Below are 24,464 nucleotides of genomic sequence, written 5' to 3' on the forward strand. Positions count from 1 at the left end.
ACCACGCACAAGACCACGCACAAGACCACGCACAAGACCACGCACACATGGACCGCCTGACACTGATCTCGCTGAGCCTGCTAGCCGCCGCATGCGGCGTGGCCGTGCTGGCGCTGCCGCTGTTGCGCGACTGGCGCCAGCGGCGCCTGGCGGCGCGCACCATCGATGCCGCGCTGGCACGGCCGCGCGCGGCCGAAGCGGCGCAGGCGCCTGCGGCAGCGCAGCCGCATGCAAGCGCTGCCGCAGGCGTCCAGGCCGCCGCGCGTGCCGCGGTGCCGGCGGGTCGGACCGGTGCGGCGGCTATCGGGGGGCAACTTGGCGCACAACTGGGCGCGCGCGTGAGCGAACGCATCGACGCGCACTGGCTGGAATCGCGCCTGGGGCGCGCGGTGGTGACGCCCGAGGACCAGCAACTGCTGGAGCAATGCGGCTGGCACGGGCTGAAGGCGCGCATGCTGTTCGGCGCGCTGCGCCTGGTGCTGCCGCTGGCGCTGTCGCTGGCCGCGATGCTGGGGCATGTCGGCGCCGGCGCCGCCGTCATGCTGGCGTGGGGCTTCGGTGTGTTCGCGGTGGCCTACCTCGTGCCCAAGACACTGCTGCGCCGGCGTGCCGCGGCCCGGCTGCGCCTGGTCGACGACGAACTGCCGGTGCTGATCGACATGCTGCGGCTGCTGCAGGGCGTGGGCCTGTCGATCGACCAGAGCCTGCAGGTGATCGTGGCGGAGTTCGGCGGCATGCTGCGCGTGCTCGGGCCGGAACTGGCGCGCGCCAACCAGCAGTTCGCCTCGGGCCGCTCGCGCGAGCAGACGCTGTTGCGCATCAGCCGGCTGTTCGACAACGAGGACCTGAAAGGCCTGATCATGCTGCTGACGCAGGTGGACCGCCACGGCGGCGCGGTGCAGGAGCCGCTGCGCCAGTTCGGCCTGCGCCTGCAGGAGGCGCGCAAGGCGCGCATGAAGGAACAGATCGGCCGGCTCACGGTCAAGATGACCGCGGTGATGGTGGTGAGCCTGCTGCCGGTGCTGCTGATCATTACCGCGGGCCCGGGCTTCCTCGGGGTGATCCGCATGCTCGAACACATGGGAGGGACGCAATGATGCGCTCAGCCGGACTGGCCCTGGGCCGCGTTTCCGGATCGATGGCCGTGGTTGCGGCGGCGGTGGCGCTGGCGGGCTGCGCCACGCGCGACATCGGCGCCGCCATGATCCAGCAGCAGGCCGAGGCGCAGGTGGAGCTGGCGAAGATGCGAGACAAGACCGCCCGCGCGGAGTACAACGAGCAGGCGGTCTACCTGGGACTGATCCGCAAGATGCAGCAGGACGGGCTGTATTTTGCGTCGCTGGCGCATCTCGACGTTTACGTGCAGCGCTTCGACCCCGACGACGGGATCCGCGCGATGCGCGCCGATGCCTTGCGCGAGACCGGGCAGGACCAGGCCGCCACCGAGGCTTACCAGCAGCTCGCCACCACTTCGCGGGGCGTGCAGGCGGCGCATGCGCACCACGGGCTCGGGCTGCTGGCCGGGCGCCAGGAAGATTTTGCGCAGGCGGTGACCGAACTGCGCGCCGCGGCCGCGCTCGACCCGGTGAACGCCCGCATCGCCAGCGACCTGGGCTACGCGCTGATGCGCACCGGCGCCTTGCAGGACGCGCGCGTGCCGGTGATGCAGGCGCTGGAGCTGGATGCGCGCAACCCGCGCGTGATCAGCAACGCCGCGGTCTGGCTGATGGCCGACGGCAAGCGCGCGCAGGCCAACGCGATGATGCAGAAGGCCGCCATGCCGGAAGCGACGCGCAGCGCGGTGCGCAAGGAAGCGGACCGCGTGGTCCGCGCCGCGGCTGCACGCGAACGCGCGCCGGCCGTACGCGCCGTACCCAGATCTTCCACCTCCGGCACCCCCGCCACCGTGGCCGTCGCGGCACGGTCGCCGGCCGCGGCCGCCCCCGAGAGCGCCAGCCCATGACCGACATGATCCGCATTGCCTTCCCCACGCCGGCCATGCCGGCACTGTGCGCGGCGCTGTGCGTGCTGCTGGCGCCGGCCGCGCAGGCACAGCCCGCCGCGCCGTCAGCTGAAGCTTCTGCCGGCACCATCGGCACGCCGGCGGAGCGGCCCGCCATGCGCGAGATCGGCGCCGATACGCGCGCCATCCTGGCCGTGCAGCGCGAAGGCATGCAGGCCGGCCCGCTGCTGCCGATGCACGGCGAGCAGGCCGCGCTCGGCTACGAGCGCTACATGAACAGCTTCCGCTTCGCGCTGCCGGAGTTCTACACCGGGCAGGCCAACGCCAGCACCGCGCGTGCCGGATCGGCCGGACAAATGCTGAACGGAAAATGACCTGGCGCGCGCCGAGGAAGCGGCGCAAGCACCGGACGCGGCTCGCGCGGCCTGCCGCCGGCGGCGCCATCAGCGTGATGGCGGCGCTGCTGATCGCCACCGTGGCGATCGCCGCGCTGGTGTCGATCGACCTCGGTCATGTGTTCATGCGCCAGCGCCAGCTGCAGAACATGGTGGACCTGGCGGCGATGTCGGCGGCGCAGCAGCTCAAGCAGGCCGCCAGCGCCGACCGGCTGAACACGGCGGTGCGCGCCACCGTCAGCAATATCGGCGCGCAGAATGGCTATCCGTCCGGCATTGCCCTGGGCTGCGCGGACGCCGCCGCGGGCAATGCCGACGGCATGACGGCGTGCGTGGGCGTGTGGGACCCGGCCAGCGGCGGGCCGCGGCATTTCAGCGCGGCCTACGATGCCACCAGGGTGTCGCCCAACGCCGTGCGTGTGCAGGCCACGCAGACGGTGCCGATCCTGTTCGTCCTCAGCGGCGGCAGCGGCCGGCAACTGCGTGCCGAGGCGATCGCCAGCGGCAGCCCGCCGGTGGCGGCGTTCTCGCTGGGAACCGGGTTGCTCGACGTCAGCACGGCCAACAGCATGCTGAGCTGGCTGCTGGGCAGCACCGTGCAGCTCTCCGCGGTGGACTGGCAGGGGCTGGTCAATACCACGGTGACGCTGGACCAGTTGCGCTTGCAGGCCGAGGCCGGCACGGTCGATGAGCTGCTGAAAACGTCGCTGAGCCTGCGCGACTACTACGCGCTGGTGCTCGGTGCGGCGAATCGCGACGTGCTGCTGACGACCATGCTGGGCAGCCCGCCGACGGCGCTGGGCGCGGCCGGCGCGGGCGCGGCGGTGTCGCTGGACCAGCTGCTGCAGCTGGGCGTGCTGGCGCCCGCCGCCTCGTCGGCGGCCGAGGTGGGGCTGAATGTGGCGCAGCTGCTGATGCTGGGAGCGCAGGTGGCACGAGGCGATGCGGCGGCGACGCTGCCGCTCGACGTGGCCATGCCGGCGGGACTGGGGGGGCTGAGCGGGAACCTGCGGCTGATCCAGCCGCCCGTCATGGCGGCAGGGCCCGCGCGCAAGCTGAGCGATGCGCCGGTAACATGGCAGACTTCGGCAAGATCAGCGCAGGTCGAGGTGGCGCTGGCCGCGCAGGTGTCAAGCGGTCCGTTGGGGCCATTGCTTGGCGTTCAACTGAACGTTCCGCTGCATCTCTCCGCCGCACAGGCGCAGGCCGACCTGACGAGCCTGCGCTGCGCCGCATCGCCCGCGGATCGCCGGGCGACGCTGCAGGTGACGCCCAGCGTGGTGAGCGCATGCCTGAGCGCCCAATGTGCGGGCGGCAAGGTGAAGATCGGCACAGCCTCTGCGCTGATGATTCCGCTGCTCGATCTCGTGGTCGTCGATGATCCGAAGCAGCGCAGCTCGGCTGGCCGGGAAGTCACGCTGGCGCCTGGCGGCCATCAGCAAGTCGGCACCGCCGACCCGATCGGGGGCATCTTCTCCCAGGTGCTTGCATTAGAGGTAAAACCGGAACTGCTGGGCGCCCCGCTGCCATTGAACCTCAACCTCGGCCCCTTGCTCGTACCTCTTGGCACAGCCCTTGATGCGCTGGTGCCGCCGCTGCTTGCCAGCCTCGGCATCCAGCTCGGCACCGCCGACCTCTGGCTGCACAGCATCGACTGCAACAACTCCGAACTGGTGTACTGAGCCATGGCCTTGCCCCACAACCGCCTGATGGCAGAGATGCAATGAAGACCGACCGCTGGGCCTACGAAAACCTCGAAGTCTACGTGTGGGAAGGCAAGTACGAGATTGCCGACCGCGTGACCCGCTTCCTGTCGCCGCTGGGCGTCGACGTGATCCGCGCCGGGGCGCTCGAGGCGCCGCCCGCCGAGCCGCGCACCAAGCCCTGCATCGCCGTGATCAGCGTCTCGGTGATCGGCGCGGCGCGCTTCACGCTCGACTGGGAGGCCGCGCACGGCATGCCGGTGATCTGGGTCGCGGCACCGGGCCGCGAGTCCGATCCCGGCCGCTTCCCGCCCGAATACGCGCATATCCTCACCGACGACTTCACCGGCGCCGACCTGCGCAACCAGATCGGCAAGCTGTTGCCGCAACTGGTGGCCGCCGACGCCGGCGGCGCGCGCGAGGCCGAGCTGGTGGCCGGCTCCACGGCGATGCGGCAGCTGCTGCAGCACGTCGAGACCTTTGCCGACTTCGGCAGCAACGTGATGCTGTACGGCGAGACCGGGGCCGGCAAGGAGCGCATCGCGCGCCTGTTCCATGAGCGCAACCGCCGCTACGGCAAGGGCCCGTTCGTCGCGGTCAACTGCGGCGCGATCCCAGACGGGCTGTTCGAATCGCAGTTCTTCGGCCACGCCAAGGGCGCCTTCACCGGCGCTGCCTTCGCGCACCGCGGCTTTTTCGAGCAGGCCAACGGCGGCACGCTGTTCCTCGATGAGATCGGCGATCTGCCGCTGTTCCAGCAGGTCAAGCTGCTGCGAGTGCTGGAAGAAAACGCCATCACGCGGCTGGGCTCGACGCTGTCGATCAAGCTCGACTTCCGCCTGGTCGCCGCCACCAACAAGGACCTGCGCGAAGCGGTGCGGCAAGGGCGCTTCCGCGCCGACCTGTATTTCCGCCTGGCCGTGATCGAGATGCGCATCCCCAGCCTGGAAGAGCGCGGGCCGGCCGACAAGATCGCGCTGCTGCAATCGTTCCTGCGCCATATGCTGGGACCGTCCGGTTTCGGCGGCCTGCCGCCGCTGCCCGACTGGCTCCGTGGCGCGGTCGGCACTGCCTACTTCACCGGCAACGTGCGCGAGCTGCGCAACCTGGCCGAGCGCGTCGGCATTACCGTGCAGCAGGCCGGCAGCTGGGACGAGGAACGCATCCGGCCGCTGTTCCGCGCGCTGCATCCGGGCGCGTTCGACGGCGGCGAGCGCAACGACCTGCGCGCCGATACCGAAGAACGCCGCCGCATCCTGGCCGCGCTCGATGCCAATGGCTGGCGGCGGCAGGACACGGCGGCGAGCCTGGGCATCAGCCGCAAGGTGCTGTGGGAAAAGATGCGCAAGTTCCAGATCGCCGACAGCGAGGCCGAGCCGGTCTGATGCCGGCGCATGGCCGCGCGGCCAATGGTCAAGGCAGGCGGATCTCCTTCACGTCGAAGTGCGATTCGCCGATCAGCTCCTTGTCGTACTCGCCGACCAGCTCCACCGTGGTGTTGGCATCGACGGGCTTCTGCGCCGGCCACACCTTCTGCTTGATCTTCACCTTCATCTGGCCGGTGCCGTCCGAGAACAGGTAGCGCTCGTCGCCGACACTGCTGACGATCTTGCCGCGCAGCACCGCGTGCTGGTCGTCCTTGCCGTCGGCCTGCAAGGCTTTGACGGTTACGGCCGGGATCGACGAGGGGCCGGTGTATTGCGCGCTTGCGCCGGCGGTGGCAAGGCCAAGGGCGAGAGCCACGGCGGTGGCGGTCAGGATGTGTTTCATATGCGTTCTCCATCAAGGTTGGGACCCGGGGGCGATGGCATGGATGATGCGCCGGCACGGCTGAACCGTCGCTGAACGGCTGCCCGGGCGCCGCAACGATTTATCATGCTGGCTGCGCGCGCCGCATCCACCGGCCGCATCCACCTTTCCACCGGATCCCAGATTGCGTTTCCTGCACACCGCCGACTGGCATCTCGGCCGGCTCTTCCATGCCCGCAGCCTGCTGGAAGACCAGGCCCATATCCTCGGCCAGTTCGTCGAACTGGTCAAAGCCGAGCGACCCGACGCCGTGCTGATCGCCGGCGACGTCTATGACCGCGCCGTGCCGCCGCCCGAGGCGGTGGCGCTGCTCGACGACGTGCTGGGCCGCATCGTCGTCGATGCCGGCGTGCCGGTGGTGATGATCGCCGGCAACCATGACAGCGCGCAGCGGCTGGAATTCGGCGCGCGCCTGATGCGCGCGCAGGGCCTGCACGTGGCCGGCCGCACGCTGGCCGAGGCCGCCAGCGTGACGCTGCACGACGCGCACGGCGAAGTGCGGCTCTACGCGCTGCCATATGCCGAACCCGCGGTGGTGCGCGACGCCATGGGCGCGGAGCTGCCCTCGCACGAAGCCGCGCTGCGCGCGCAGCTCGACGCGATCCGCGCGGTCCATCCGCCGGGCGTGCGCGCGGTGGTGGTGGGCCATGCCTTCGTGGTCGGCGGCGCGGCCAGCGAATCGGAGCGGCCGCTGTCGGTCGGTGGTAGCGGCGCCGTGGCGGCGGACCTGTTCGCCGGTTTCGACCTGGTCGCGCTGGGCCACCTGCACCGGCCGCAGACGCTGGGCGGCGGGCGTATCCACTACGCCGGCTCGCTGCTCAAGTACTCGCTGTCCGAATGCGCGCACGACAAGTCGGTGTCGCGCATCGAGCTGGATGCCGGCGGCACCGTGTCGATCACGCCGGCGCCGCTGCAGCCGCTGCGCGACGTGCGCGTGGTGGAAGGCGAACTGGCCGCGCTGCTCGCCGCCGGCGCCGATGACCCGCGGCGCGACGACTATATCCACGCGCGCCTGACCGATACCGGCGCGCTGCTCGACCCGATGGCCAGGCTGCGCCAGGTCTATCCCAATGCGCTGGCGATCGAGCGCACGGTGCTGGCGCGCAGCGGCACGGCCTCGGAAGCGGGCCGCCAGCTGCGCCAGCTTGGCACCGGCGAGCTGTTTGCCAGCTTTTTCCGCGAGGTGGCCGACGCCGAGCTGGAGCCGGGCCACCGCGAAGTGCTGGACCAGGTGCTGGCCGGCATGGCGGCGGCGGAACGGGAGTCGGCATGAGACCGCTGCAACTGACCCTGCAGGCCTTCGGCCCGTTTGCCGCGACCGAGCAGGTCGATTTCACGCGGCTCGGGGGCCAGGCCTTCTTCCTGATCCACGGTCCCACCGGTGCCGGCAAGACCACGCTGCTCGATGCGATCTGTTTCGCGCTGTATGGCGATACCTCCGGCGGCGAGCGCAGCGCGCAGGCCATGCGCAGCGCCAATGCCGCGCCGGGGCTGCGCACTGAAGTCTCGCTGGAATTCAGCCTGGGCGCGCAGCGCTGGCGCGTGGTGCGCTCGCCCGCGCAGGAGCGGCCCAAGCAGCGCGGCGAGGGCTGGCTGACGGAACCGGCCAGGGCGCAGCTCGACCAGCATGACGGCAACGGCTGGGTCAGCAAGGCCGGCCAGCCGGGCAAGGTCAGCGATGCCATCCGCGCGCTGCTCGGCTTCGACAGCGCGCAGTTCCGCCAGGTCATCGTGCTGCCGCAAGGGCGCTTCCGCGAACTGCTGACCGCCAGCTCGCAGGCGCGGCAGGCGATCCTGGAGCGGCTGTTCCGGACCGAGCTTTATCGCCGGGTGGAAGAACTGCTGAAGACCCAGGCGGCCGGCATCCGCCGCGATGCCGAACGCATCGGCATCCAGCGCGACGAAGCGCTGCGGCAGGCCGGCATGGAGAGCGTGCAGGCGCTCGCCGACGGCATCGCCGCGCTGCACGCGGAAATACAAGCACTGCAGGGGCAGGAGCAGGGCGCCCGCCAGGCGCTGGCCGCGGCGCAGGCGGCGCTGGGTGCGGGCGAACAGGTGGCGGCGCGGCTGCAGGAGCGCCAGCAGGCCGAAGCCGCGCACGCCGCGTTGCTGGCACAGCAGCCGGCGCTGGAGGCCGAACGTGTGCGGCTGCAGGCGGCGCAGCGGGCGGCGCGCGTCAACCCGGCGTTGCAGCAGTGGCAGCTCGCGCAGCGTGACCACGCGGCGGCCGGCACAGCGTTCGGGCAAGCTGAAGCGGCCGCAGCGCGTACCGCGCAGCAAGCCGTGCAAGCCGCTGCCGCGTTGCAAGCCGAGACTGCCCGTGCCGAGCTGCGCGCGGCCGCACAGCGGCGCTGCACGGAACTGGAGGCCATGCTGCCGCGCGCGCGGCAGCTCGGCACCCTGGGCGAGGCTTTCCAGTCGGCACGGCAAAAGCAGGCCGCCACCGCCGAGGCGCGCGAGCGTGCCGCGGCGAGGCTGGCCGCGAGCCAGGCCGATGCCGCGGCGGCAGAGACCGCGCTCGGGCAGGCGCGGCTTGCGGCCGCGCAGCTGCAGGGCACGCAATTGCAGCTCGCGGCGCTGCAGGACAAGTCGCGGCAGTTCAGCCGCCACGCCCAGGCGCTGCAGTCGCTTGCCACCGCCGTCGGACAGGCCGCCGACGCCGACGCCGCGCAGCAACTGGCCACGCGCATGCGCGACCGCCGCCGTGCCGCGCTGGCCGAAGCCGAAGCCGCGTGGCGCGCCGGCCAGGCGGCCCGGCTGGCGGCGTCGCTCGCCGCCGGCGAGGCGTGCCCGGTCTGCGGCAGCAGCGCGCATCCCGCCCCGGCGCAGCACGTCGACACGCCGCTGTCCGACGAGGCGCTGGAACAGGCGCGCAGCGCCATGCTCGAGGCCGAGTCGCAGGCGGTGCGTTGCGCCGGCGCGGTACAGGCCGCGCAGGCCGCGACCACGCAGGCGCGCGAGCGTGCCGACGAACTCGCGCAGGCCCTGGGCGAGGTCTCGGACGAGGCCGCGCGTCAGCTGAAGGCAGACATTGCAGCGCTGGAAGCCGCCCTGGCGGCAGGCCGGCAGGCAGCGGCCAGCGTCGGCCAGTGCGAGGCCACCATCACCGCCAGCCGCACCGCGCGCGAGGCGGCCGAACTCGCCAGCCGCGCCGCCGTCATCGCGGCGGAAACGGCTTCGCAGGCGCTGGCGCAGTGCCAGGTCGACTGGCAGGTTGCCTGCGCGCAAGTCCCCGAGGATTCGCGCGATCCGGTGGCGCTGGCCGAAGCCCTGCGCCAGGCGCAGGCCGAGGCCGCCGCGCTGGAGCGCGCCCTCGCCACCGCGCAGGCGGCGGAACGGCAGGCCGCAGCCGATGCCGCCGCCGCGCAGGCCGGGCTCGGCTCGGCCCGGCAGGCCCAGGCACAAGCCGCCGCGCGCCTCGCCGAAGCGGAACACGCCCTGGCGCAGGCGTTGGAGCGGGAAGGTCTCGCCGATGCCGCGGCGCATGCCGCGGCCAGCCTGCCCGATGCCGACATGGCACGCATCGACCAGGCGCTGCGCGCCTTCGATGCGGAACTGGTCGCGGCCGCCCGGCTGCGCGAACGCGCCGAAGCCGCCGCGCAAGGACTGGACGTGCCGGACCTGGACGGTCTGCGTGCCGCCCGGCAGGCCGCCGCCGACGCAGTGGAAGCCCTGGTCCGGCAACAGGCGGAGCGCGGCCGCTCGCGCGACCTGCTGCAGCAATGCCAGCTGCGCCTGCAGCAGCTCGACGCGCAGGGCAGCGAGATCGAAGCCCGCTACGCGGTGCTGGGCCGGCTGGCCGAGGTCGCCAACGGCAACAACCCGCGCCGCATGACCTTCCAGCGCTTCGTGCTGGCAACGCTGCTCGACGAGGTGCTGGAAGCCGCGTCGGCGCGGCTGCTGGCAATGAGCCGGGGCCGCTATGTGCTGCAGCGCGTGCGCGAGCAGGCCGACCAGCGCAGCGCCGGCGGGCTGGATATCGAAGTGTTCGACCACGACACCGGGGCGCCGCGCCCGGCCAATACGCTGTCAGGCGGCGAGGGGTTCCTGGCGTCGCTGTCGCTCGCGCTGGGCCTGGCCGACGTGGTGCAGTCGCGCGCCGGCGGCATCCAGCTCGATACGCTGTTCGTCGACGAAGGGTTCGGCACGCTGGATCCGGAAAGCCTGGACTTTGCCATCCGTACGCTGCTCGACCTGCAGCAAGCCGGCCGACTGGTGGGGATCATTTCGCACGTGGCCGAGTTGCGCGAGCGCATCGACGTGCGTCTGGAAGTGCGGCCGGGGGTTGGCGGCAGCCGCGCCACGCTGAGTGGCGTGGCGGCGGTGGCCTGAGAGAGTACTGAGAGCGTATTTGCCGGCCGGACCGGCCGGCATGCCGGTCAGCCGACGAACACCTGCCGGCAGCGGATCGCCATGACCTGCGCCTCGAACGCGCGCGCCGCGGCCTGCGCCAGCCGCGCGCGGCGCGACAGCCTGGGCGCGCGCTGTCCGGCAGTGCTGCGAGTTGTCGCGGAGGCGACGGTTTCGCTGTGTTCCTGGCCCAATCCCCACGCCTGCTGCGTAACCTGCAGGATGCGCGCAAGGGCTGCGGCATGTTGCGTGGATGCATTCGGGACGCTGGCGGTGGCCATGGCGGACTCCTCTTTCTTGTCAGATGCCGGGCGGCGCGCCTGAGCCGGGTGGTCCGGGGGCTGCTGTGCGGCGCTGCCCTCTTCTGATTTCCAAGATAGCCGCCGCGACTCCGGCGCAACATCGACGGCGAGCCGATTCCCCTGTCGGTTCTGTCCTACACGGGACGCCGCCGTCACCCCGCGCGGTGATCGCCCATCGTTTGCGTCCCAGGCCGGCCGACGGGTTGACCGTCGCCCGCGCGCAGGTGTAACCTGTTCATTCTGCGAATTCAAGTTCTAATAGCGAACAACGGCCGGTCAACCACTGGCGGCTTTCGGATCGCGGCTGTGCCGACCGCACGGCCCCAGACAACACCACGCAGACTGCTGGACCGTTCAACGGGCGGTACTGGCGGCGCCAACGCCGCCGGCCGCGAACGAACATCCTTCCGGCAGGACTATCGGAGACCGTCTTTCATGCGCCGCGCCTTGCGGCCCGCTCCGGTAGCCTGCGGATCTTCCGACCTGGAAACGCAAGTGATCAACAAGCTATACGACACGGTGGAAGCGGCGGTGGCCGGCATCCACGACGGCGCCACCATCCTCATTGGCGGCTTTGGCCTCGCAGGCATGCCCGCGGAACTGATCGACGCGCTCATCGAGCAAGGCGCGCGCGACCTGACCATCGTCAACAACAACGCCGGCAACGGCGACACCGGCCTGGCCGCGCTGCTGAAGGCCAGGCGCGTGCGCAAGATCATCTGCTCGTTCCCGCGCCAGACGGACTCGTACGTGTTCGACTCGCTGTACCACGCCGGCGAGATCGAGCTGGAACTGGTGCCGCAGGGCAACCTGGCCGAGCGCATCCGCGCCGCCGGCGCCGGCATCGGCGGCTTCTTCACCCGCACCGCCTACGGCACGCCGCTGGCCGAGGGCAAGGAAACCCGCATCATCGACGGCCAGGGCTACGTCTTCGAATCGCCGATCCACGCCGACTTCGCGCTGATCAAGGCCGAGACCGCCGACCGCTGGGGCAACCTCACCTACCGCAAGACCGCGCGCAATTTCGGCCCGATCATGGCCATGGCCGCCAAGTGCGCCATCGTGCAGGTCAGCAAGGTGGTGGAGCTGGGCGAGATGAACCCCGAACACATCGTGACGCCGGGCCTCTTCGTCAAGCGCGTCGTCAAGGTCGCCTGAGCGACAGGCAACAGGAGAAACAGCATGCAACGCCTGACCCGCGATCAGATGGCCGCCCGCGTGGCCAAAGACATTCCCGAAGGTGCCGTGGTCAACCTCGGCATCGGCCTGCCGACGCTCGTCGGCAACCACCTGCCCGCCGACAAGGAAATCCTGCTGCACAGCGAGAACGGCCTGCTCGGCATGGGTCCCGCCCCCGCTGCCGGCGAAGAGGACGGCGACCTGATCAACGCCGGCAAGCAGCCGGTGACGATCAAGCCGGGCGGCTCGTACTTCCACCATGCCGATTCGTTCGCCATGATGCGCGGCGGCCACCTCGACTTCTGCGTGCTGGGCGCGTTCCAGGTGTCCGAAAAAGGCGACCTGGCCAACTGGCACACCGGCGCCCCCGGCGCCATCCCCGCCGTGGGCGGCGCGATGGACCTGGCGATCGGCGCCAAGCAGGTGTTCGTGATGATGGAGCACCAGACCAAGCAGGGCGAAAGCAAGATCGTGCCGCAGTGCACCTATCCGCTGACCGGCATCGGTTGCGTGACGCGCATCTACACTGACCTTGCCACGCTCGACGTGACCCCCGACGGGCTGGTCGCGCGCGACCTGGTGGAGGGCCTGAGCTTTGAAGAACTGCAGCGCCTGACCGGCGTGCCCCTGAAGCAGGCCTGAGCGCCGGCATCGATATCCATCACAAAGAGAGAGACACACCATGACCGAAGCCTTTATCTGCGACGCCATCCGCACGCCCATCGGCCGCTACGGCGGCAGCCTGTCCGCGGTGCGCCCGGACGACCTCGGCGCGGTGCCGCTGAAGGCACTGATGGCCCGCAATCCCAATGTCGACTGGAAGGCCATCGACGACGTGATCTACGGCAACGCCAACCAGGCCGGCGAAGACAACCGCAACGTGGCGCGCATGTCGTCGCTGCTGGCGGGCCTGCCGCAGGACGTGCCGGGCGCCACCATCAACCGCCTGTGCGGCTCCGGCATGGACGCCACCGGCACCGCCGCGCGCGCCATCAAGGCGGGCGAAGCGCAGCTGATGATCGCCGGCGGCGTGGAAAGCATGAGCCGCGCCCCGTTCGTGATGGGCAAGGCCACCAGCGCGTTCTCGCGCGATGCGCAGATCTTCGACACCACCATCGGCTGGCGCTTCATCAACCCGGCCATGCGCGCGGCCTACGGCGTGGACTCGATGCCCGAGACCGCCGAGAACGTCGCCACCGACTACAAGATCAGCCGCGAAGACCAGGACCTGATGGCGCTGCGCAGCCAGGAGAAGGCTTCGCGCGCGCAGGCCGACGGCACGCTGGCCCAGGAAATCACCGCTGTCACGATCCCGCAGAAGAAGGGTGATGCGATCGTGGTCGAGCGCGACGAGCACCCGCGCGCCACCAGCATGGAAGCGCTGGCCAAGCTGCGCGGCGTGGTCCGTCCTGACGGCACCGTGACCGCCGGCAACGCCTCGGGCGTGAACGACGGCGCCTGCGCGATCCTGCTGGCGAGCGAAGCCGGCATCAAGCAACACGGCCTGACCCCGCGTGCGCGCATCGTCGGCATGGCCACCGCCGGCGTGGCGCCGCGCGTGATGGGCATCGGCCCGGCACCGGCCACGCAGAAGCTGCTCAGGCAACTGGGCATGACGCTGGACCAGATCGACGTGATCGAGCTGAACGAAGCGTTCGCCGCGCAAGGCCTGGCCGTGCTGCGCGAACTGGGCGTGGCCGACGACGACAAGCGCGTCAACCCGAACGGCGGCGCGATCGCGCTGGGCCACCCGCTGGGCATGAGCGGCGCGCGCCTGGTCACCACCGCGATGTACCAGCTGCACCGCACCGGCGGCCGCTTCGCGCTGTGCACGATGTGCATCGGCGTGGGCCAGGGCATTGCGATGGTGATCGAGCGCGTTTAAGCGCGGCGGTCAGTTCTACCGCTTGTTTGCTCCCTCTCCCGCTTGCGGGAGAGGGTTGGGGTGAGGGCGGGCGCATCGACGAAGTCAGTCGCGCTGCTATGCAACGTCCTGCCCTCACCCCCGGCCCCTCTCCCGCATGCGGGAGAGGGGAGCAAGACCGCAGTCCGCAGTCGTTTTGAAAGTGAGTCAAAGATGTCCCTCCCCGTAGCCACCCTCGTCACCGGCGGCAGTTCCGGCATCGGCCGCGCCATCTGTGAAATGCTGCTGGCCGATGGCGTGACCCAGGTGGTCAATGTCGACTACGCCGCGCCGGCCTGGTCGCATCCCAACATGACCTTCGTCCAGGCCGACCTGACCGACGCCGAGGCGACCCGCGCCGCGGCGGAGCAGGTCGCGTCGCGCTTTGCCGTCACGCGCCTGGTGAACAATGCCGGCGCCACCCGCCCCGGCACCGCCGACAGCGCCACCGTTGCCGACCTGGACTACGTGACCGGCCTGCACCTGCAGGCCCCACTGTTGCTGCTGCAAGCCTGCCTGCCCGCGATGCGCGCCGCAGGCTTCGGCCGCATCGTCAACATGGCCTCGCGCGCCGCGCTGGGCAAGCCCGAGCGCGTGGTGTACTCGGCCACCAAGGCCGGCCTGATCGGCATGACCCGCACGCTCGCGATGGAACTGGGCGGCGACGGCATCACCGTCAACGCCGTGGCCCCGGGCCCGATCGCCACCGAGCTGTTCCGCAAGAGCAACCCGGAAGGCGCGGAGCAGACCAAGCGCATCCTTGCCAGCATCACCGTCAAGCGCATGGGCACCCCGGAAGACGTCGCGCGCGCCGCGCTGTTCTTCCTGTCGCCGGACAACGGTTTCGTCACCGGCCAGGTGATGTACGTGTGCGGCGGCACCACGCTGGGCGTTGCACCGGTATAGGCAGCGCGCGCCGGCACTCAAAGATTCGACAAGAAGAGACGTTAACCAAGCGTCACGCATGGCGGCCCCGAGCCGGGCCGTCAACCAGGATGCGCGCGAGCGCGCAGCATCCGTTCGGGAACGGCAATCACGCCATTTCAGCACAACGTCCTGCACGGGCCCCAATCTCCGTCGGGACAGCTTTACCGGAGTAATACCGATGAGACACGATTCCCAGACCTCCACCACGCGCCGCCGCCTGCTCGCCGCCGGCGTGGCGCTGGCCACTACCTTTGCCGGCTTCGCCGGCGCCGCGCACGCGCAAGGCGGCTACCCGACCAAGCCGGTCACGCTGATCGTGCCGTTCTCGGCCGGCGGCACCACCGACATCCTGGCACGCATCGTCGGCCTGCAGCTGGGCAAGGCGCTCGGCCAGCCGGTCGTGATCGACAACCGTCCGGGCGCAGGCGGCAACATCGGCGCTTCGCTGGCGGCCAAGGCGCCTGGCGATGGCTACACGCTGTTCATGGGCACCATCGGCACGCACGCGATCAACCAGTCGCTGTATTCCAAGCTGCCGTATGACCCGGTCAAGGACTTCGCGCCGATCACGCGCGTGGCGATGGTGCCGAACCTGGTGGTGGTGAATCCTAAGGTGCCGGTCAACAACGTCAAGGAACTGATCGCCTACGTCAAGGCCAATCCGGACAAGCTGTCGTACGGTTCGTCGGGCAGCGGCTCGTCGATGCACCTGTCGGGTGAGCTGTTCAACTCGATGACCGGCCTGCATATCCAGCACATTCCGTACAAGGGCAGCGCGCCGGCGGTGAATGACCTGCTGGGCAACCAGATCGGCCTGATGTTCGACAATATGCCGTCGTCGTACCCGCACGTGAAGGCGGGCAAGCTGCGCGCGCTCGCCGTGACCTCGGCCAAGCGTTCGCCGGCACTGCCGAACGTGCCGACCGTGGCCGAGTCGGGCGTGCCGGGCTATGAAGCGACCTCGTGGTTCGCGCTGTACGCCACGGGCGGCACGCCGCAGCCCATCGTCGATCGCCTGAACGCGGAAGTGGTCAAGATCCTGGCCATGCCGGAAGTGAAGAAGCAGATGGCTGACCAGGGTGCTGAACCCAATCCGGAAAAGCCGGCGCAGCTGGCCGCGTTCATGAAGGCCGAGACGGCCAAGTGGGCGAAGGTGGTGAAGGCTTCGGGGGCTACGGTGGACTGATTGCCATCGGCCTCTGTTGCTGCGCGATAGTGGAAAGCCGGTTCCTTGAGGGGCCGGCTTTTTTTAATTGGCGGGGCGCGGCCCGGGCCTTGAACACACTATCCCGGCCGCAGTCCAATGGGTGTCGTCAGCCTGAACCGGAGGAATCGCCATGCAAGACCTTTTCTTCGTTCACGCTGACGCGGCCCATGTCGAGTGGCAGGTCGCGCTGGCCGATTGCCAGCGCCAGCTCGATACCCAGGACTTGCTCAGGCAGGCCAGGTCAGACGACGCGCCGCCGCTGACGCTCGGCTGGTGCTACCTGAGCGACTACTACGCGCTGGCCGCGGAAGCTATCCTTGCCGCGCTGCAGCAGAACTGGCCCGGGATGTCCTGGGTCGGCACCGCCGGGCTGGGCGTTTCCGCCAGCGGCAAGGAGTACTTCGACGAACCGGCCATGGTGCTGATGGCGGCGCCGCTTCCGCGCGATGCCTTCCGCGTCTTCTCCGGACGCCAGCCGCTGCCGCCCGCGTCTGCCGGCTTCGTTCCCCATACCGCGCTGGTGCATGCCGAAGGCAGCACACCGGACGTGCAGGACCTGCTGCATGAACTGAGCGCGCGCACCGCCACCGGCTACCTGTTCGGCGGCCTGTCCTCGGCACGCAACCGTACCCTGCACATTGCCGACGGCGTATTCTCCGGCGGGCTGTCAGGGGTGCTGTTCGGCCCCGAAGTCGAGCTGGTGTCGCGGGTCACGCAGGGTTGCGAGCCGATCGGGCCGGTCCGCACCGTGACGCGCGGCGAGCAGAACCTGGTGTTCGCCCTGGACGGCAAGCCCGCCCTCGACTGCGTCCTGGACGACCTGAAGGTGGACCGTGGCGCCCCGGTCGAGGCCATGGCCGAGGCCCTGTCAGGCACCCTGGCGGGCCTGAACGCCGCCGGCGACGATGTGCCGGCGCTGCCCGGCAGGTTTGGCTCGGACACGCTGGTGCGGCACCTGATCGGCCTGGACGTGCAGCATCGCGTGCTGGCGCTGGCCGACACGGTAGCGCCCGGCATGCGGCTCGCCTTCTGCATGCGCAACGCTGCGGCGGCGCGCGCGGACCTGGCGCGCATCGCCACCGAGATCCGCGCGGAGATCGAACAGGGCGGCGGCCGCGCGCGGGGTGCGCTCTACATCAGCTGCTCCGGCCGGGGCGGTCCGCACTTCGGCGCGCCGCATGCCGAGCTGCAGACGGTGCGCCGCGCGCTGGGCGACCTGCCGCTGGCCGGGTTCTTTGCCGGCGGCGAGATCGCGCGGGACCACCTCTATGGCTATACGGGCGTGCTGACGGTCTTTACCGGCCACTGATCCGGTATGGACGGTCGCGCGTGCCGCCGGGCAGGCGTCAGCCGATGACAGCCTCGATATCGCGCAACTGGCGCCCGAACCAGGCGCGCAGCAGGCCATTCGACAGCACTATCGGCAGCGAATACGCCAGGATGCGATAGACCTGGCGGCGCGGCAGCCTGGACGCGCGCGCCGGGTCCAGCCAGCCGTCGTTGCGCACCAGCAGCCGCAGCGTCTCCATGCCGATCAGCACGGGCCACAGGCAAGCCAGCCGCAGCCGCACGAAGCGCGCCGGGATGTCTAGCGTGTACGCCATGGCCTCGCGGAAGTGGTCCAGCGTCTTGCGCACCAGTTCGCGCATCACGGCGCGCGCGCGCAGCGAAGCGTCGGGCAGCAGCAGGTCCTGCGGGCTCAGGCCATGCGGCTGCAGCATCGCCACGGGCAGATAGCAGCGGCCGATGCGCAGGTCCTTGCCGCAGTCGCGCAGCACATTGGTCATCTGCAGGGCCTTGCCGAAGCGGACCCCGCGGCGCAGCATCGTGCCGGCCACGCCGTTCCCCTGCGCGATCGCACCGGGCATGTGGGCCGCGGCCATGCGCGTCCAGAATTCGCCCACGCAGCCGGCGACAAGGTAGGTGTAGCGGTCCAGTTCCTCGGCCTCGCGCAGCGCGACGATGCGGCCCGCGCGTTCATCGGGGAAGGTGCGCAGGTCGAATTCCATGCCTTCGGTCAGCGTCGACACGATCTGCCGCACCGCGGCCTGGTCGGCCGGCTCCAGCTGCGCCAGCACTGCCAGCGCATGATCAAGCGACTCTAGCAGGATGCGTTCGTCGGTTTGCGCCTGCTGGCTAGCCACTTCCGCGGCGAAGTCCGGCATGGGCGCCGCGCCTGTGCTCACGCCATTGACCTGGTCGCGCAACGACAACAGCAATGCCAGCCGCCTTTCCGGCGCGATCAGCGCGGTATCGGCAATGGTGTCCGCGGCGCGTGCGAGCAGGTAGGCCAGGCCAACCGGATCGCGCATGCGCGCGGGCAGCACGCGCAGCGTCAGGTAGAACGAACGCGACACGCCTTTGAGCAGCGGACCGAGGAGGAACGCCCGGCTGGTGTCGCGCATGGGTGGTGACCTGTCCTTGAGAGGTTGGCGGAGAGATGGGCCCGGTTGGCAGGAAGACGGGTGGGCCGGGACATTGTACTTCGGCGTATGGCCCGTGGGGCCGCAACTGGAGCGGCTGGCTTGCGGACGAGGATGCATGTGCTTCGGCAATGTCCGCAACGAAGAAGGGTGAAGCCGGCGCTGCGTCACTCCCTTCCGATGCTAGCCTCGGCATTGCCATTAGTCTGATTTCTCACCTTGATGAGATATTGATAGCGTCGTTAGCTCGCAGGTAAAAGCGACTGGTACCAGAATCTCGTATCACTAAACTGCAGCTGGGCAGCGTGAAATTGCCCAATTTCTCAGTCAAAAAGGAGTTCGAAATGATCGATAAATCATGCAGCACCTCCACGGAAATTGATTCGCACACCAGCTTCGACCTCGAAGGCTTTGCCTTCGAGGTCGAGTGGGATTCGGGTCATGATCCGGAACGCGCCATGTGGGGAGAAGCCATCCAGTATTGAGCGCGATGAGTAAGGCGAGGTGGAAATGCTTCCACCTCGTCGCTCTCGAAGGAGGGGTGACATGCAGTTCTTCAAAGCGGACATTGATGACGGGGTGATATACGTAACAAAAAATCCACAGACATGGATGAAGGTGAGTAAAGAAAAAGCGATAGAAATCGAGAGCTTTCTGGCGGCTAGTGATCCGATTCTCATTCGTTCGCTGAAAAGAATTTCGAAAACATCCAAGCTGGCGAGAAAGGAGCATCTAGCTCTGTATCCAGTCGTCAAGCTCACCAATCGTTGCAACTTGACTTGTCCTCATTGTTATATAGAGGCCCCAAGCAGCATGCGTCGAGGAAAGTTCGACCTGGAATATCGCGAGGTCAAGAACTTCATCGATTACATCATCGACGTCGGTAGCACAATGAACCAGCCGCCACGGACACTTCAACTTTTTGGTGGTGAGCCAACCATAAACAAGGATTTCGAAAGGATCCTTGGGTACGCCAGGGAAAGAGGTCTGCTGGTTCGGGTGTCGAGCAATGCGGTGGATACAAGAAAATTTCAGTCGAAGGCGTTTTCGGAGTTGTACAAGGATGGTGGCGTCGAATGGCGCATTTCGTTGGATTCTCACGTACAAGAAGTACATGATCATTTCCGACCCAGAAGTTTTGATCAGGTCGTGTCCAATGTGCGGTACATGGCCAGCAAGGGCGCCTTCATCTCTATCAAGGCCGTAGTTGGGCCACATAATTTCTCATCTCTTGTCGGTACTATCTATTTCGCGCGAGAACTTGGAGCGACGCAGTTTTTGTATTCACCGTTGAGCATGACGGGATCGGCAGCGCGCATGAAGTTGCTGAACAAGGTAACGACAAGAATGATCACGGAGAAGATGGTGGCTGCCATCGAACATGACGCCACGCTGGGGATTTTTTTGCAATCGTCGCCAATCGCCCGCTATCTCAAGCTAATCTATACACGAGATGCAGGAATTCTGCCTCGCGTGCAATTCCATATCAATCATGATGGCCGTGTATGCCCGCAGGACAATCTCTTTGAGTTTCCTGAGTACCACTTCGGGGACATCGTGACGGGCGACTATGGATTCGATAAGTTATGCGAATACCAGGCACTTCTGGAAGAACCGGCGGTGTGCGAAGCATGTCCGGTCTCTCACTATTGCCCTCGCGCAGATTATGCTGATCTGGTGGCAGGAGGCCTTGATTCCACAAAGGAATTCTCTGTTTGTAGCGATATTCGCGACAATGTCTTCTACTTGATGTCACTGGGCCAGCGTGGGGCTGCATTGACGCGGACCATCCTGGGACAGTAAATATGACGTTGCAGAGGACAGAAAGGCAGGGTCTGCCGAAATCATTCATAGGGCTGGCCGCCGTGGGGTTTCTCGTACCGAGTGCCACAATTCTGCAGACCTTTACGATCACGTGGTTCCTCTCGCAACTCACGGAATTCACCGCGCTGCTGCCGCTGGCCATAGGCGGCGGTGCCATAGCGCGAATTTTCAGCGGTATCCCATTAAATAGCCTGATTCAAAGAATAGGGGCACGGAATGCCTGCATGGTATCGCTGCTGGCAGGTACTGCAATTTTGCTCGGGACGATCGCAGTGTTGGTACGGTGGGTGCCGCTCTGGCTATTGATCCCCTCTGAGATTGGGTTGGGGATGGCGGCCACCGGTTTTTCAATTTCCCGGCAGGTTCTGATCAAGGAGGCACTTCATGGCGAGAGCGAGGGTGTGGCCGCGGGTCTGTCTCGCAGTGCAGGCTATCTGGGTAAGCTGGTGGTCCCTCTGTTTGGTGGTCTACTGCTGATAGCGTTCGAGGCTGCATACGCTACGCTGGCGTGCTGCGGCATTCTGCTGGTTAGTACATGGGTAATCTGGTCCTTGGATATAGAATCGGCATCTTCCTGTTCTGCGACTCAAAAGCCGTTGCCCTTGGCCGAGCGCATTGCGATTGCGGTTGCGTTCTACAAAGGCGAACACACGCTAATGTGCACGCTCGGTTTTACCGCGGTCCTTAATTTTGTACTATCACCGTTGGTCGTCATCATGCCGCTCTTTATTGCGAGTATCGATGGTTCTAACAGCACTTATCTCGGAATTTCGGAGTCCTGTCTGGGTGCGGGGGCAGTTGGAGGTGCCTTAAGTTATGCAAAGCTGAGACGATGCCATCTTCCAGCAATGGCGACGATGACCGGTTGCGGGTTCATGCTGGTCTGTGTATCAGCGGAGTTGGCGAGCGCCTGGCGATATCCGGTTTTCAACGTTGCGTTGATCTTCATCGGAGCCAGCGTCGCGTTCTCCGGGAGCGCGGCGGACGCGCTGCTGATGAGGCAGGTGCCGCGGGATGCATATGGCCGCACATTGGGGGTGCAAGCATTGATCGTGGGGGCTGCCTTTCCGGCGGGATTATTTGCGGCTGGCGTGCTACTCCAGTTCACCGATGCCTTTCAAGCCATTGCAACATACAACGCGGGCCTTTGCGTTGCCGTGGCTTTGCTGCTTCATCTGAAACTGAAGAAATCTGGTGTCCAGCCTAATTCGCCTGATTGGTGCAACCATAGCTGAAACGACACAACTCAAACCGGCGTGTCGTGAGTCCGTGGCCAACGCATGCGTGTGGCCGTTGACTCTGCCCGGTGCGGCGCGGGCAGGCCTGGCGCACTGTCCTAGTCTGAATGGTGCGCAAGATTGAGGTGGATCATTGCAGAAGGCACCGCATGCTGGAACTGTAACGGCTTCCCGCCGTTCCCTGCACGCCTTGCTCACTCCGATGGCGTCGAACTTGTTGGAATTGGACGGTCATCTTCTTGGTAACGCTTGTGTTGGACAAAGGTTGGAATATGGCCGTGCCGATTCCAGCCCCCTTCCTTGGCAAGCGCGGCACCGCGAGTTCTTTCACACGTGAAACGGTCAAATAAAAACTTGCCGGTTGCCATAGCAACGTCTGGACTTGCGGGCGCCACAGTGCCCATGCTCGCACGAGTACTCGCTGGGCGCCTGATCAGGCAGGGCCGTCTGCGCCAACTGCAGCTGCTGGTCATGGTCGCCGATTGCGGCTGTATTGCCCGCGCCGCAAAGGAAGCTTGCATGAGCCAGTCGGCCGCAACCCAGGCGCTTGCTCAGCTAGAGTTGTTATTGGGCATTAAGCTATTCGAGCGCCATGCGCGTGGGATACGGCCGACAGAGGGCGGCCGAGGCTTCATTTCCCACGTGCGCGAAGTCATGGCGCGGCTTCAGGAATCCGCGGAATTTCTGGCCGCGAGCCGGCAGGGCAATACGATGGTTCTGCGTATCGGCTCCATTCCCGCCGCTTCCTACGCGTTGACGGCCCCGGTACTGAGTACCTTCCATCAGGCCCACCCAGAAGTGCGAATCGAATTGCACGAAGATCGTGGCGTGCGTCTGATTCCGCTGCTGGGTGCGGGCTGCCTGGATGTTGTGTTTTGCAGGATGCCACCGCTATTGCCCAAAGCGCTGCAATTCGAGTCGATTCTGGACGATGACGCCATGATTGTCGCTTCGTCCACGCACCCGTTGCGAAAGCGGGCCTCGATTCCCATTCAAGCACTTCAGGGGGCGAACTGGGTATTGCCCCCGGCTGGTGTCCACCTGCGGGACGTGTTTGATAGCATCGTGCTGAACGCATTACCCGACGCGAAGTTGCTGCCGCTTGCAGCGGTGTCCCTACCTGTGCTGGAGACCTTCCTGCAGTTGCCTGGCTCCGTGGCTTTGATACCGCGGAGCATATCGGCAGGCGTGTTGGCTGGCGGGCGAGTGTGCCGATTGCAGGTAGAACTGCCGGCCCGGCTCGCTCCTCTTGGCGCGGTGCATGTTACGGAACAGGTTCCCGATCTCGTGCAACGGCTTCTGGCGATTGCCAGGCGGGAAACGTCTGCTTGCGGACTCGCTATGCAGGAGGGGCCACATGGATGCCGTGTCAGCGAGTGAATTTCCGAAATAGCCGATTCGGGGCTGCGATAAGAACCCGCAGGCGCTGCTCAGGACGCTGCCTTGCACAGATAGCGCTCGAACCATTGCGCCGCGAGGCGAGCGACCGATTCCAGCGCGCCGGGCTCTTCGAACAGATGGGAAGCCCCGGGCACGATCACCAGCTTCTTCGGACAGGACAGTTCGGCAAACACCGCCTCGTTCCGTTCCAGCACGCTGATATCCAGCCCGCCGATGATCAGCATGGTCGGCGTGCGCAGGCTGGCAAGGGCGTCGGGGCCGGCCAGGTCGACCCTGCCGCCGCGCGAGACGGTAGCGCCGATCGGGATTGGCGACGTGCTCGCGGCGCGAATCGATGCGGCGGCGCCAATGCTTGCGCCGAAGTAGCCCAGCTGCCGCGGCATGCCGGGCTGCTGCGTGACCCAGCGGGTGGCATGGGCCAGCCGCGCGGCCAGCAGCGCGACGTCGAAGCGGATGGCCTGCACCTGGTCTTCATCGGGCAGCAGCAGATCCATCAGCAGCGTTCCCATGCCGCAGCGGTTGAGTTCGGCGGCCACGTAGTGATTGCGCGGGCTATGGCGCGAACTGCCCGTACCGTGCGCGAACAGCACCAATGCCGCTGCACCCGGCGGCAGCGCGAGGATGCCTTGCAAGGTCACGCCGGAAGCCGGGATCGTCACCTCGGTGATGTTTGCACCGCCAGGCATGGCGCTGTCCTCCGACGGATGGCACGGATGCGGCCTTGAAGTGCAGAGCGTAGCGCGGGCCGCATCCAGTTCACTATAGGGCGCGCGTGGCAGCGAGGCCAGCCGCCGGTGCCGCAGTGATATCTCCGGGTTGACCATCCGGGACGAAGCGATAAGAATTTGCGATCGCAGGCGCGAGCCTGTCCTTGCATCCCGGACTTCGTTCCACCCATGATCCCACCCGTCAGCACCCTCCACGGCCGCCTGAAGATGCAGCACCTGCGCCTGCTGCTGGCGGTCGAGGAGCGCGGTTCGTTGCGCCAGGCCGCCGAGGCCCTGACGCTGACTCAGCCCGCCGTCAGCAAGATGCTGCAGGACATGGAAGACCTGCTCGGCGTGCCCCTGTTCGAGCGCCATGCGCGCGGGCTGCGGGCCACGCGCTTCGGGTTGGCCGCCACGCGTTACGCGCGGCTGGTGTTCGCGGACATGGGCGGCTTGCGTGACGAACTGGTCGCGCTGGAATCCGGCAAGATCGGCCGGGTGCGGGTCGGCGCGGTGATGGCGCCGACGCCGGGCCTCTTGGCCGAGGTGATCCGCCAGCTCAACCGCGACCACCCGCGGCTGGAGGTCGCGGTGCAGGTAGAGACCAGCGACGTGCTGGTGCCGCTGCTGGAGCGCGACCAGCTCGATATCGTGCTGGGGCGCGTGCCGGACGGCTGGGACAGCAGCGGCCTGGAGTTCGAGCAGCTCGGCGACGAAGGCCTGGCGATCGTGGTCGGGCCGCAGCACGCGCTGGCGCGGCGGCGCAAGCTGTCGTTCGCGGAGTTGACCCGCTATCCCTGGATCATGCAGCCGCGTCCCAGCCCCATGCGCGCCCTGATCGACCGCTCGTTCGAGGACGCCGGCGTGGCTGCGCCGCCGTCGAGCATAGAGACCGCCGCGGTGCTGATGACCACCTCGCTGCTGGCCGACAGCGAACTGATCGCGGTGCTGCCGGAGTCGGTCGCGGCCTACTACGCCCGGGTGGGAGCGCTGGCCGTGCTGCCTCTGCCGCTGCCGCGCAAGCTCGGGCCGTACGGCATCGTCACGCGGCGCGGGCGGCCGCCGACTGCGTCAATGAGCTTGCTGGTTGATACGTTGCGGGCGCTGGCGCAGTGATGGCTGGCTGCTGGGTG

At 67.6% G+C, this 24,464-nt stretch carries 22 protein-coding genes; 18 read left to right on the forward strand and 4 right to left on the reverse strand.

Annotated elements, in window-relative coordinates; all coding sequences use genetic code 11:
- The first annotated feature begins 47 nt into the window (after window positions 1–47).
- Genes JTE92_RS00835 through JTE92_RS00855 form a run of 5 tightly spaced genes read left to right on the forward strand, consistent with a single transcriptional unit; the run spans window position 48 to window position 5,446 of the window.
- The gene (locus JTE92_RS00835; protein ID WP_063241061.1) at window positions 48–1,097 is read left to right on the forward strand and encodes a type II secretion system F family protein; all 1,050 of its coding nucleotides are present in this window, start codon (window positions 48–50) and stop codon (window positions 1,095–1,097) included.
- Window positions 1,094–1,963, forward strand: a complete 870-nt coding sequence (locus tag JTE92_RS00840; RefSeq protein ID WP_063241060.1) for a tetratricopeptide repeat protein — start codon at window positions 1,094–1,096, stop codon at window positions 1,961–1,963. The genes JTE92_RS00835 and JTE92_RS00840 overlap by 4 nt, the downstream gene beginning before the upstream one ends.
- Complete coding sequence (locus tag JTE92_RS00845) at window positions 1,960–2,337, forward strand: DUF3613 domain-containing protein (protein ID WP_063241059.1); 378 nt, start codon at window positions 1,960–1,962, stop codon at window positions 2,335–2,337. The genes JTE92_RS00840 and JTE92_RS00845 overlap by 4 nt, the downstream gene beginning before the upstream one ends.
- Complete coding sequence (locus tag JTE92_RS00850; RefSeq protein ID WP_063241058.1) at window positions 2,334–4,040, forward strand: TadG family pilus assembly protein; 1,707 nt, start codon at window positions 2,334–2,336, stop codon at window positions 4,038–4,040. Before JTE92_RS00845 ends, JTE92_RS00850 begins: the two co-directional genes overlap by 4 nt.
- A gap of 41 nt (window positions 4,041–4,081) precedes the next feature.
- Window positions 4,082–5,446 carry a sigma 54-interacting transcriptional regulator gene (locus tag JTE92_RS00855; protein WP_063241057.1) on the forward strand — a complete coding sequence of 455 codons (1,365 nt, stop codon included), beginning with the start codon at window positions 4,082–4,084 and terminating at the stop codon, window positions 5,444–5,446.
- Window positions 5,447–5,474: 28 nt separating this feature from the next.
- Here the strand turns inward: JTE92_RS00855 and JTE92_RS00860 are convergent, their stop codons facing one another.
- Window positions 5,475–5,831 carry a YgiW/YdeI family stress tolerance OB fold protein gene (locus JTE92_RS00860; protein ID WP_063241056.1) on the reverse strand — a complete coding sequence of 119 codons (357 nt, stop codon included), beginning with the start codon at window positions 5,829–5,831 and terminating at the stop codon, window positions 5,475–5,477.
- Window positions 5,832–5,994: 163 nt separating this feature from the next.
- Here JTE92_RS00860 and JTE92_RS00865 point away from each other — a divergent pair, with 163 nt between their 5' ends.
- Both JTE92_RS00865 and JTE92_RS00870 read left to right on the forward strand, forming a co-directional pair.
- The gene (locus JTE92_RS00865) at window positions 5,995–7,143 is read left to right on the forward strand and encodes an exonuclease SbcCD subunit D (protein WP_063241055.1); all 1,149 of its coding nucleotides are present in this window, start codon (window positions 5,995–5,997) and stop codon (window positions 7,141–7,143) included.
- Window positions 7,140–10,202, forward strand: coding sequence for an AAA family ATPase (locus JTE92_RS00870; protein WP_063241054.1), 3,063 nt, complete (start codon window positions 7,140–7,142; stop codon window positions 10,200–10,202). Before JTE92_RS00865 ends, JTE92_RS00870 begins: the two co-directional genes overlap by 4 nt.
- A 47-nt stretch (window positions 10,203–10,249) precedes the next feature.
- On the opposite strand, the gene JTE92_RS00875 is transcribed toward JTE92_RS00870, so the two are convergent.
- A complete protein-coding gene (locus tag JTE92_RS00875) occupies window positions 10,250–10,501 on the reverse strand; it encodes a hypothetical protein (RefSeq protein WP_063241053.1) in 252 nt (83 codons plus the stop codon).
- Window positions 10,502–11,017: 516 nt separating this feature from the next.
- On the opposite strand from JTE92_RS00875, the gene JTE92_RS00880 reads away from it, so the two are divergent.
- The 6 genes from JTE92_RS00880 (at window position 11,018) to JTE92_RS00905 (ending at window position 17,047) form a co-directional block, all read left to right on the forward strand.
- On the forward strand, window positions 11,018–11,680 hold the full coding sequence (locus tag JTE92_RS00880) for a 3-oxoacid CoA-transferase subunit A (RefSeq protein ID WP_174544880.1): 663 nt from the start codon (window positions 11,018–11,020) through the stop codon (window positions 11,678–11,680).
- Between the two features lie 24 nt (window positions 11,681–11,704).
- Complete coding sequence (locus tag JTE92_RS00885; RefSeq protein ID WP_063241051.1) at window positions 11,705–12,343, forward strand: 3-oxoacid CoA-transferase subunit B; 639 nt, start codon at window positions 11,705–11,707, stop codon at window positions 12,341–12,343.
- Between the two features lie 40 nt (window positions 12,344–12,383).
- On the forward strand, window positions 12,384–13,586 hold the full coding sequence (gene pcaF, locus JTE92_RS00890; protein ID WP_063241050.1) for a 3-oxoadipyl-CoA thiolase: 1,203 nt from the start codon (window positions 12,384–12,386) through the stop codon (window positions 13,584–13,586).
- 192 nt (window positions 13,587–13,778) lie between these two features.
- Window positions 13,779–14,510 carry an SDR family NAD(P)-dependent oxidoreductase gene (locus tag JTE92_RS00895; protein ID WP_063241049.1) on the forward strand — a complete coding sequence of 244 codons (732 nt, stop codon included), beginning with the start codon at window positions 13,779–13,781 and terminating at the stop codon, window positions 14,508–14,510.
- Window positions 14,511–14,709: 199 nt separating this feature from the next.
- Window positions 14,710–15,717 carry a Bug family tripartite tricarboxylate transporter substrate binding protein gene (locus tag JTE92_RS00900; RefSeq protein WP_063241048.1) on the forward strand — a complete coding sequence of 336 codons (1,008 nt, stop codon included), beginning with the start codon at window positions 14,710–14,712 and terminating at the stop codon, window positions 15,715–15,717.
- A gap of 151 nt (window positions 15,718–15,868) precedes the next feature.
- The gene (locus JTE92_RS00905; protein WP_063241047.1) at window positions 15,869–17,047 is read left to right on the forward strand and encodes an FIST signal transduction protein; all 1,179 of its coding nucleotides are present in this window, start codon (window positions 15,869–15,871) and stop codon (window positions 17,045–17,047) included.
- 37 nt (window positions 17,048–17,084) lie between these two features.
- Here JTE92_RS00905 and JTE92_RS00910 read toward each other — a convergent pair whose 3' ends face one another.
- Window positions 17,085–18,143 carry a phytoene/squalene synthase family protein gene (locus JTE92_RS00910; RefSeq protein ID WP_063241046.1) on the reverse strand — a complete coding sequence of 353 codons (1,059 nt, stop codon included), beginning with the start codon at window positions 18,141–18,143 and terminating at the stop codon, window positions 17,085–17,087.
- A gap of 362 nt (window positions 18,144–18,505) precedes the next feature.
- On the opposite strand from JTE92_RS00910, the gene JTE92_RS00915 reads away from it, so the two are divergent.
- The 4 genes from JTE92_RS00915 to JTE92_RS00930 all read left to right on the forward strand — a co-directional run bounded on the left by JTE92_RS00915 (window position 18,506) and on the right by JTE92_RS00930 (window position 22,603).
- Window positions 18,506–18,646, forward strand: a complete 141-nt coding sequence (locus JTE92_RS00915) for a hypothetical protein (RefSeq protein WP_169834848.1) — start codon at window positions 18,506–18,508, stop codon at window positions 18,644–18,646.
- Window positions 18,647–18,707: 61 nt separating this feature from the next.
- A complete protein-coding gene (locus JTE92_RS00920; RefSeq protein ID WP_232353395.1) occupies window positions 18,708–19,964 on the forward strand; it encodes a radical SAM protein in 1,257 nt (418 codons plus the stop codon).
- Between the two features lie 2 nt (window positions 19,965–19,966).
- Window positions 19,967–21,220 carry an MFS transporter gene (locus JTE92_RS00925; protein WP_063241044.1) on the forward strand — a complete coding sequence of 418 codons (1,254 nt, stop codon included), beginning with the start codon at window positions 19,967–19,969 and terminating at the stop codon, window positions 21,218–21,220.
- Window positions 21,221–21,625: 405 nt separating this feature from the next.
- Window positions 21,626–22,603 carry a LysR family transcriptional regulator gene (locus JTE92_RS00930; protein ID WP_084254765.1) on the forward strand — a complete coding sequence of 326 codons (978 nt, stop codon included), beginning with the start codon at window positions 21,626–21,628 and terminating at the stop codon, window positions 22,601–22,603.
- Window positions 22,604–22,653: 50 nt separating this feature from the next.
- On the opposite strand, the gene JTE92_RS00935 is transcribed toward JTE92_RS00930, so the two are convergent.
- Complete coding sequence (locus JTE92_RS00935) at window positions 22,654–23,310, reverse strand: dienelactone hydrolase family protein (protein ID WP_063241043.1); 657 nt, start codon at window positions 23,308–23,310, stop codon at window positions 22,654–22,656.
- A 210-nt stretch (window positions 23,311–23,520) separates the two neighbouring features.
- On the opposite strand from JTE92_RS00935, the gene JTE92_RS00940 reads away from it, so the two are divergent.
- A complete protein-coding gene (locus tag JTE92_RS00940; RefSeq protein WP_063241042.1) occupies window positions 23,521–24,447 on the forward strand; it encodes a LysR family transcriptional regulator in 927 nt (308 codons plus the stop codon).
- Window positions 24,448–24,464 lie beyond the last annotated feature (17 nt).

Origin of the sequence: Cupriavidus oxalaticus (genome assembly GCF_016894385.1) — a bacterium.
Classification (GTDB): Bacteria; Pseudomonadota; Gammaproteobacteria; order Burkholderiales; family Burkholderiaceae; genus Cupriavidus; species Cupriavidus oxalaticus.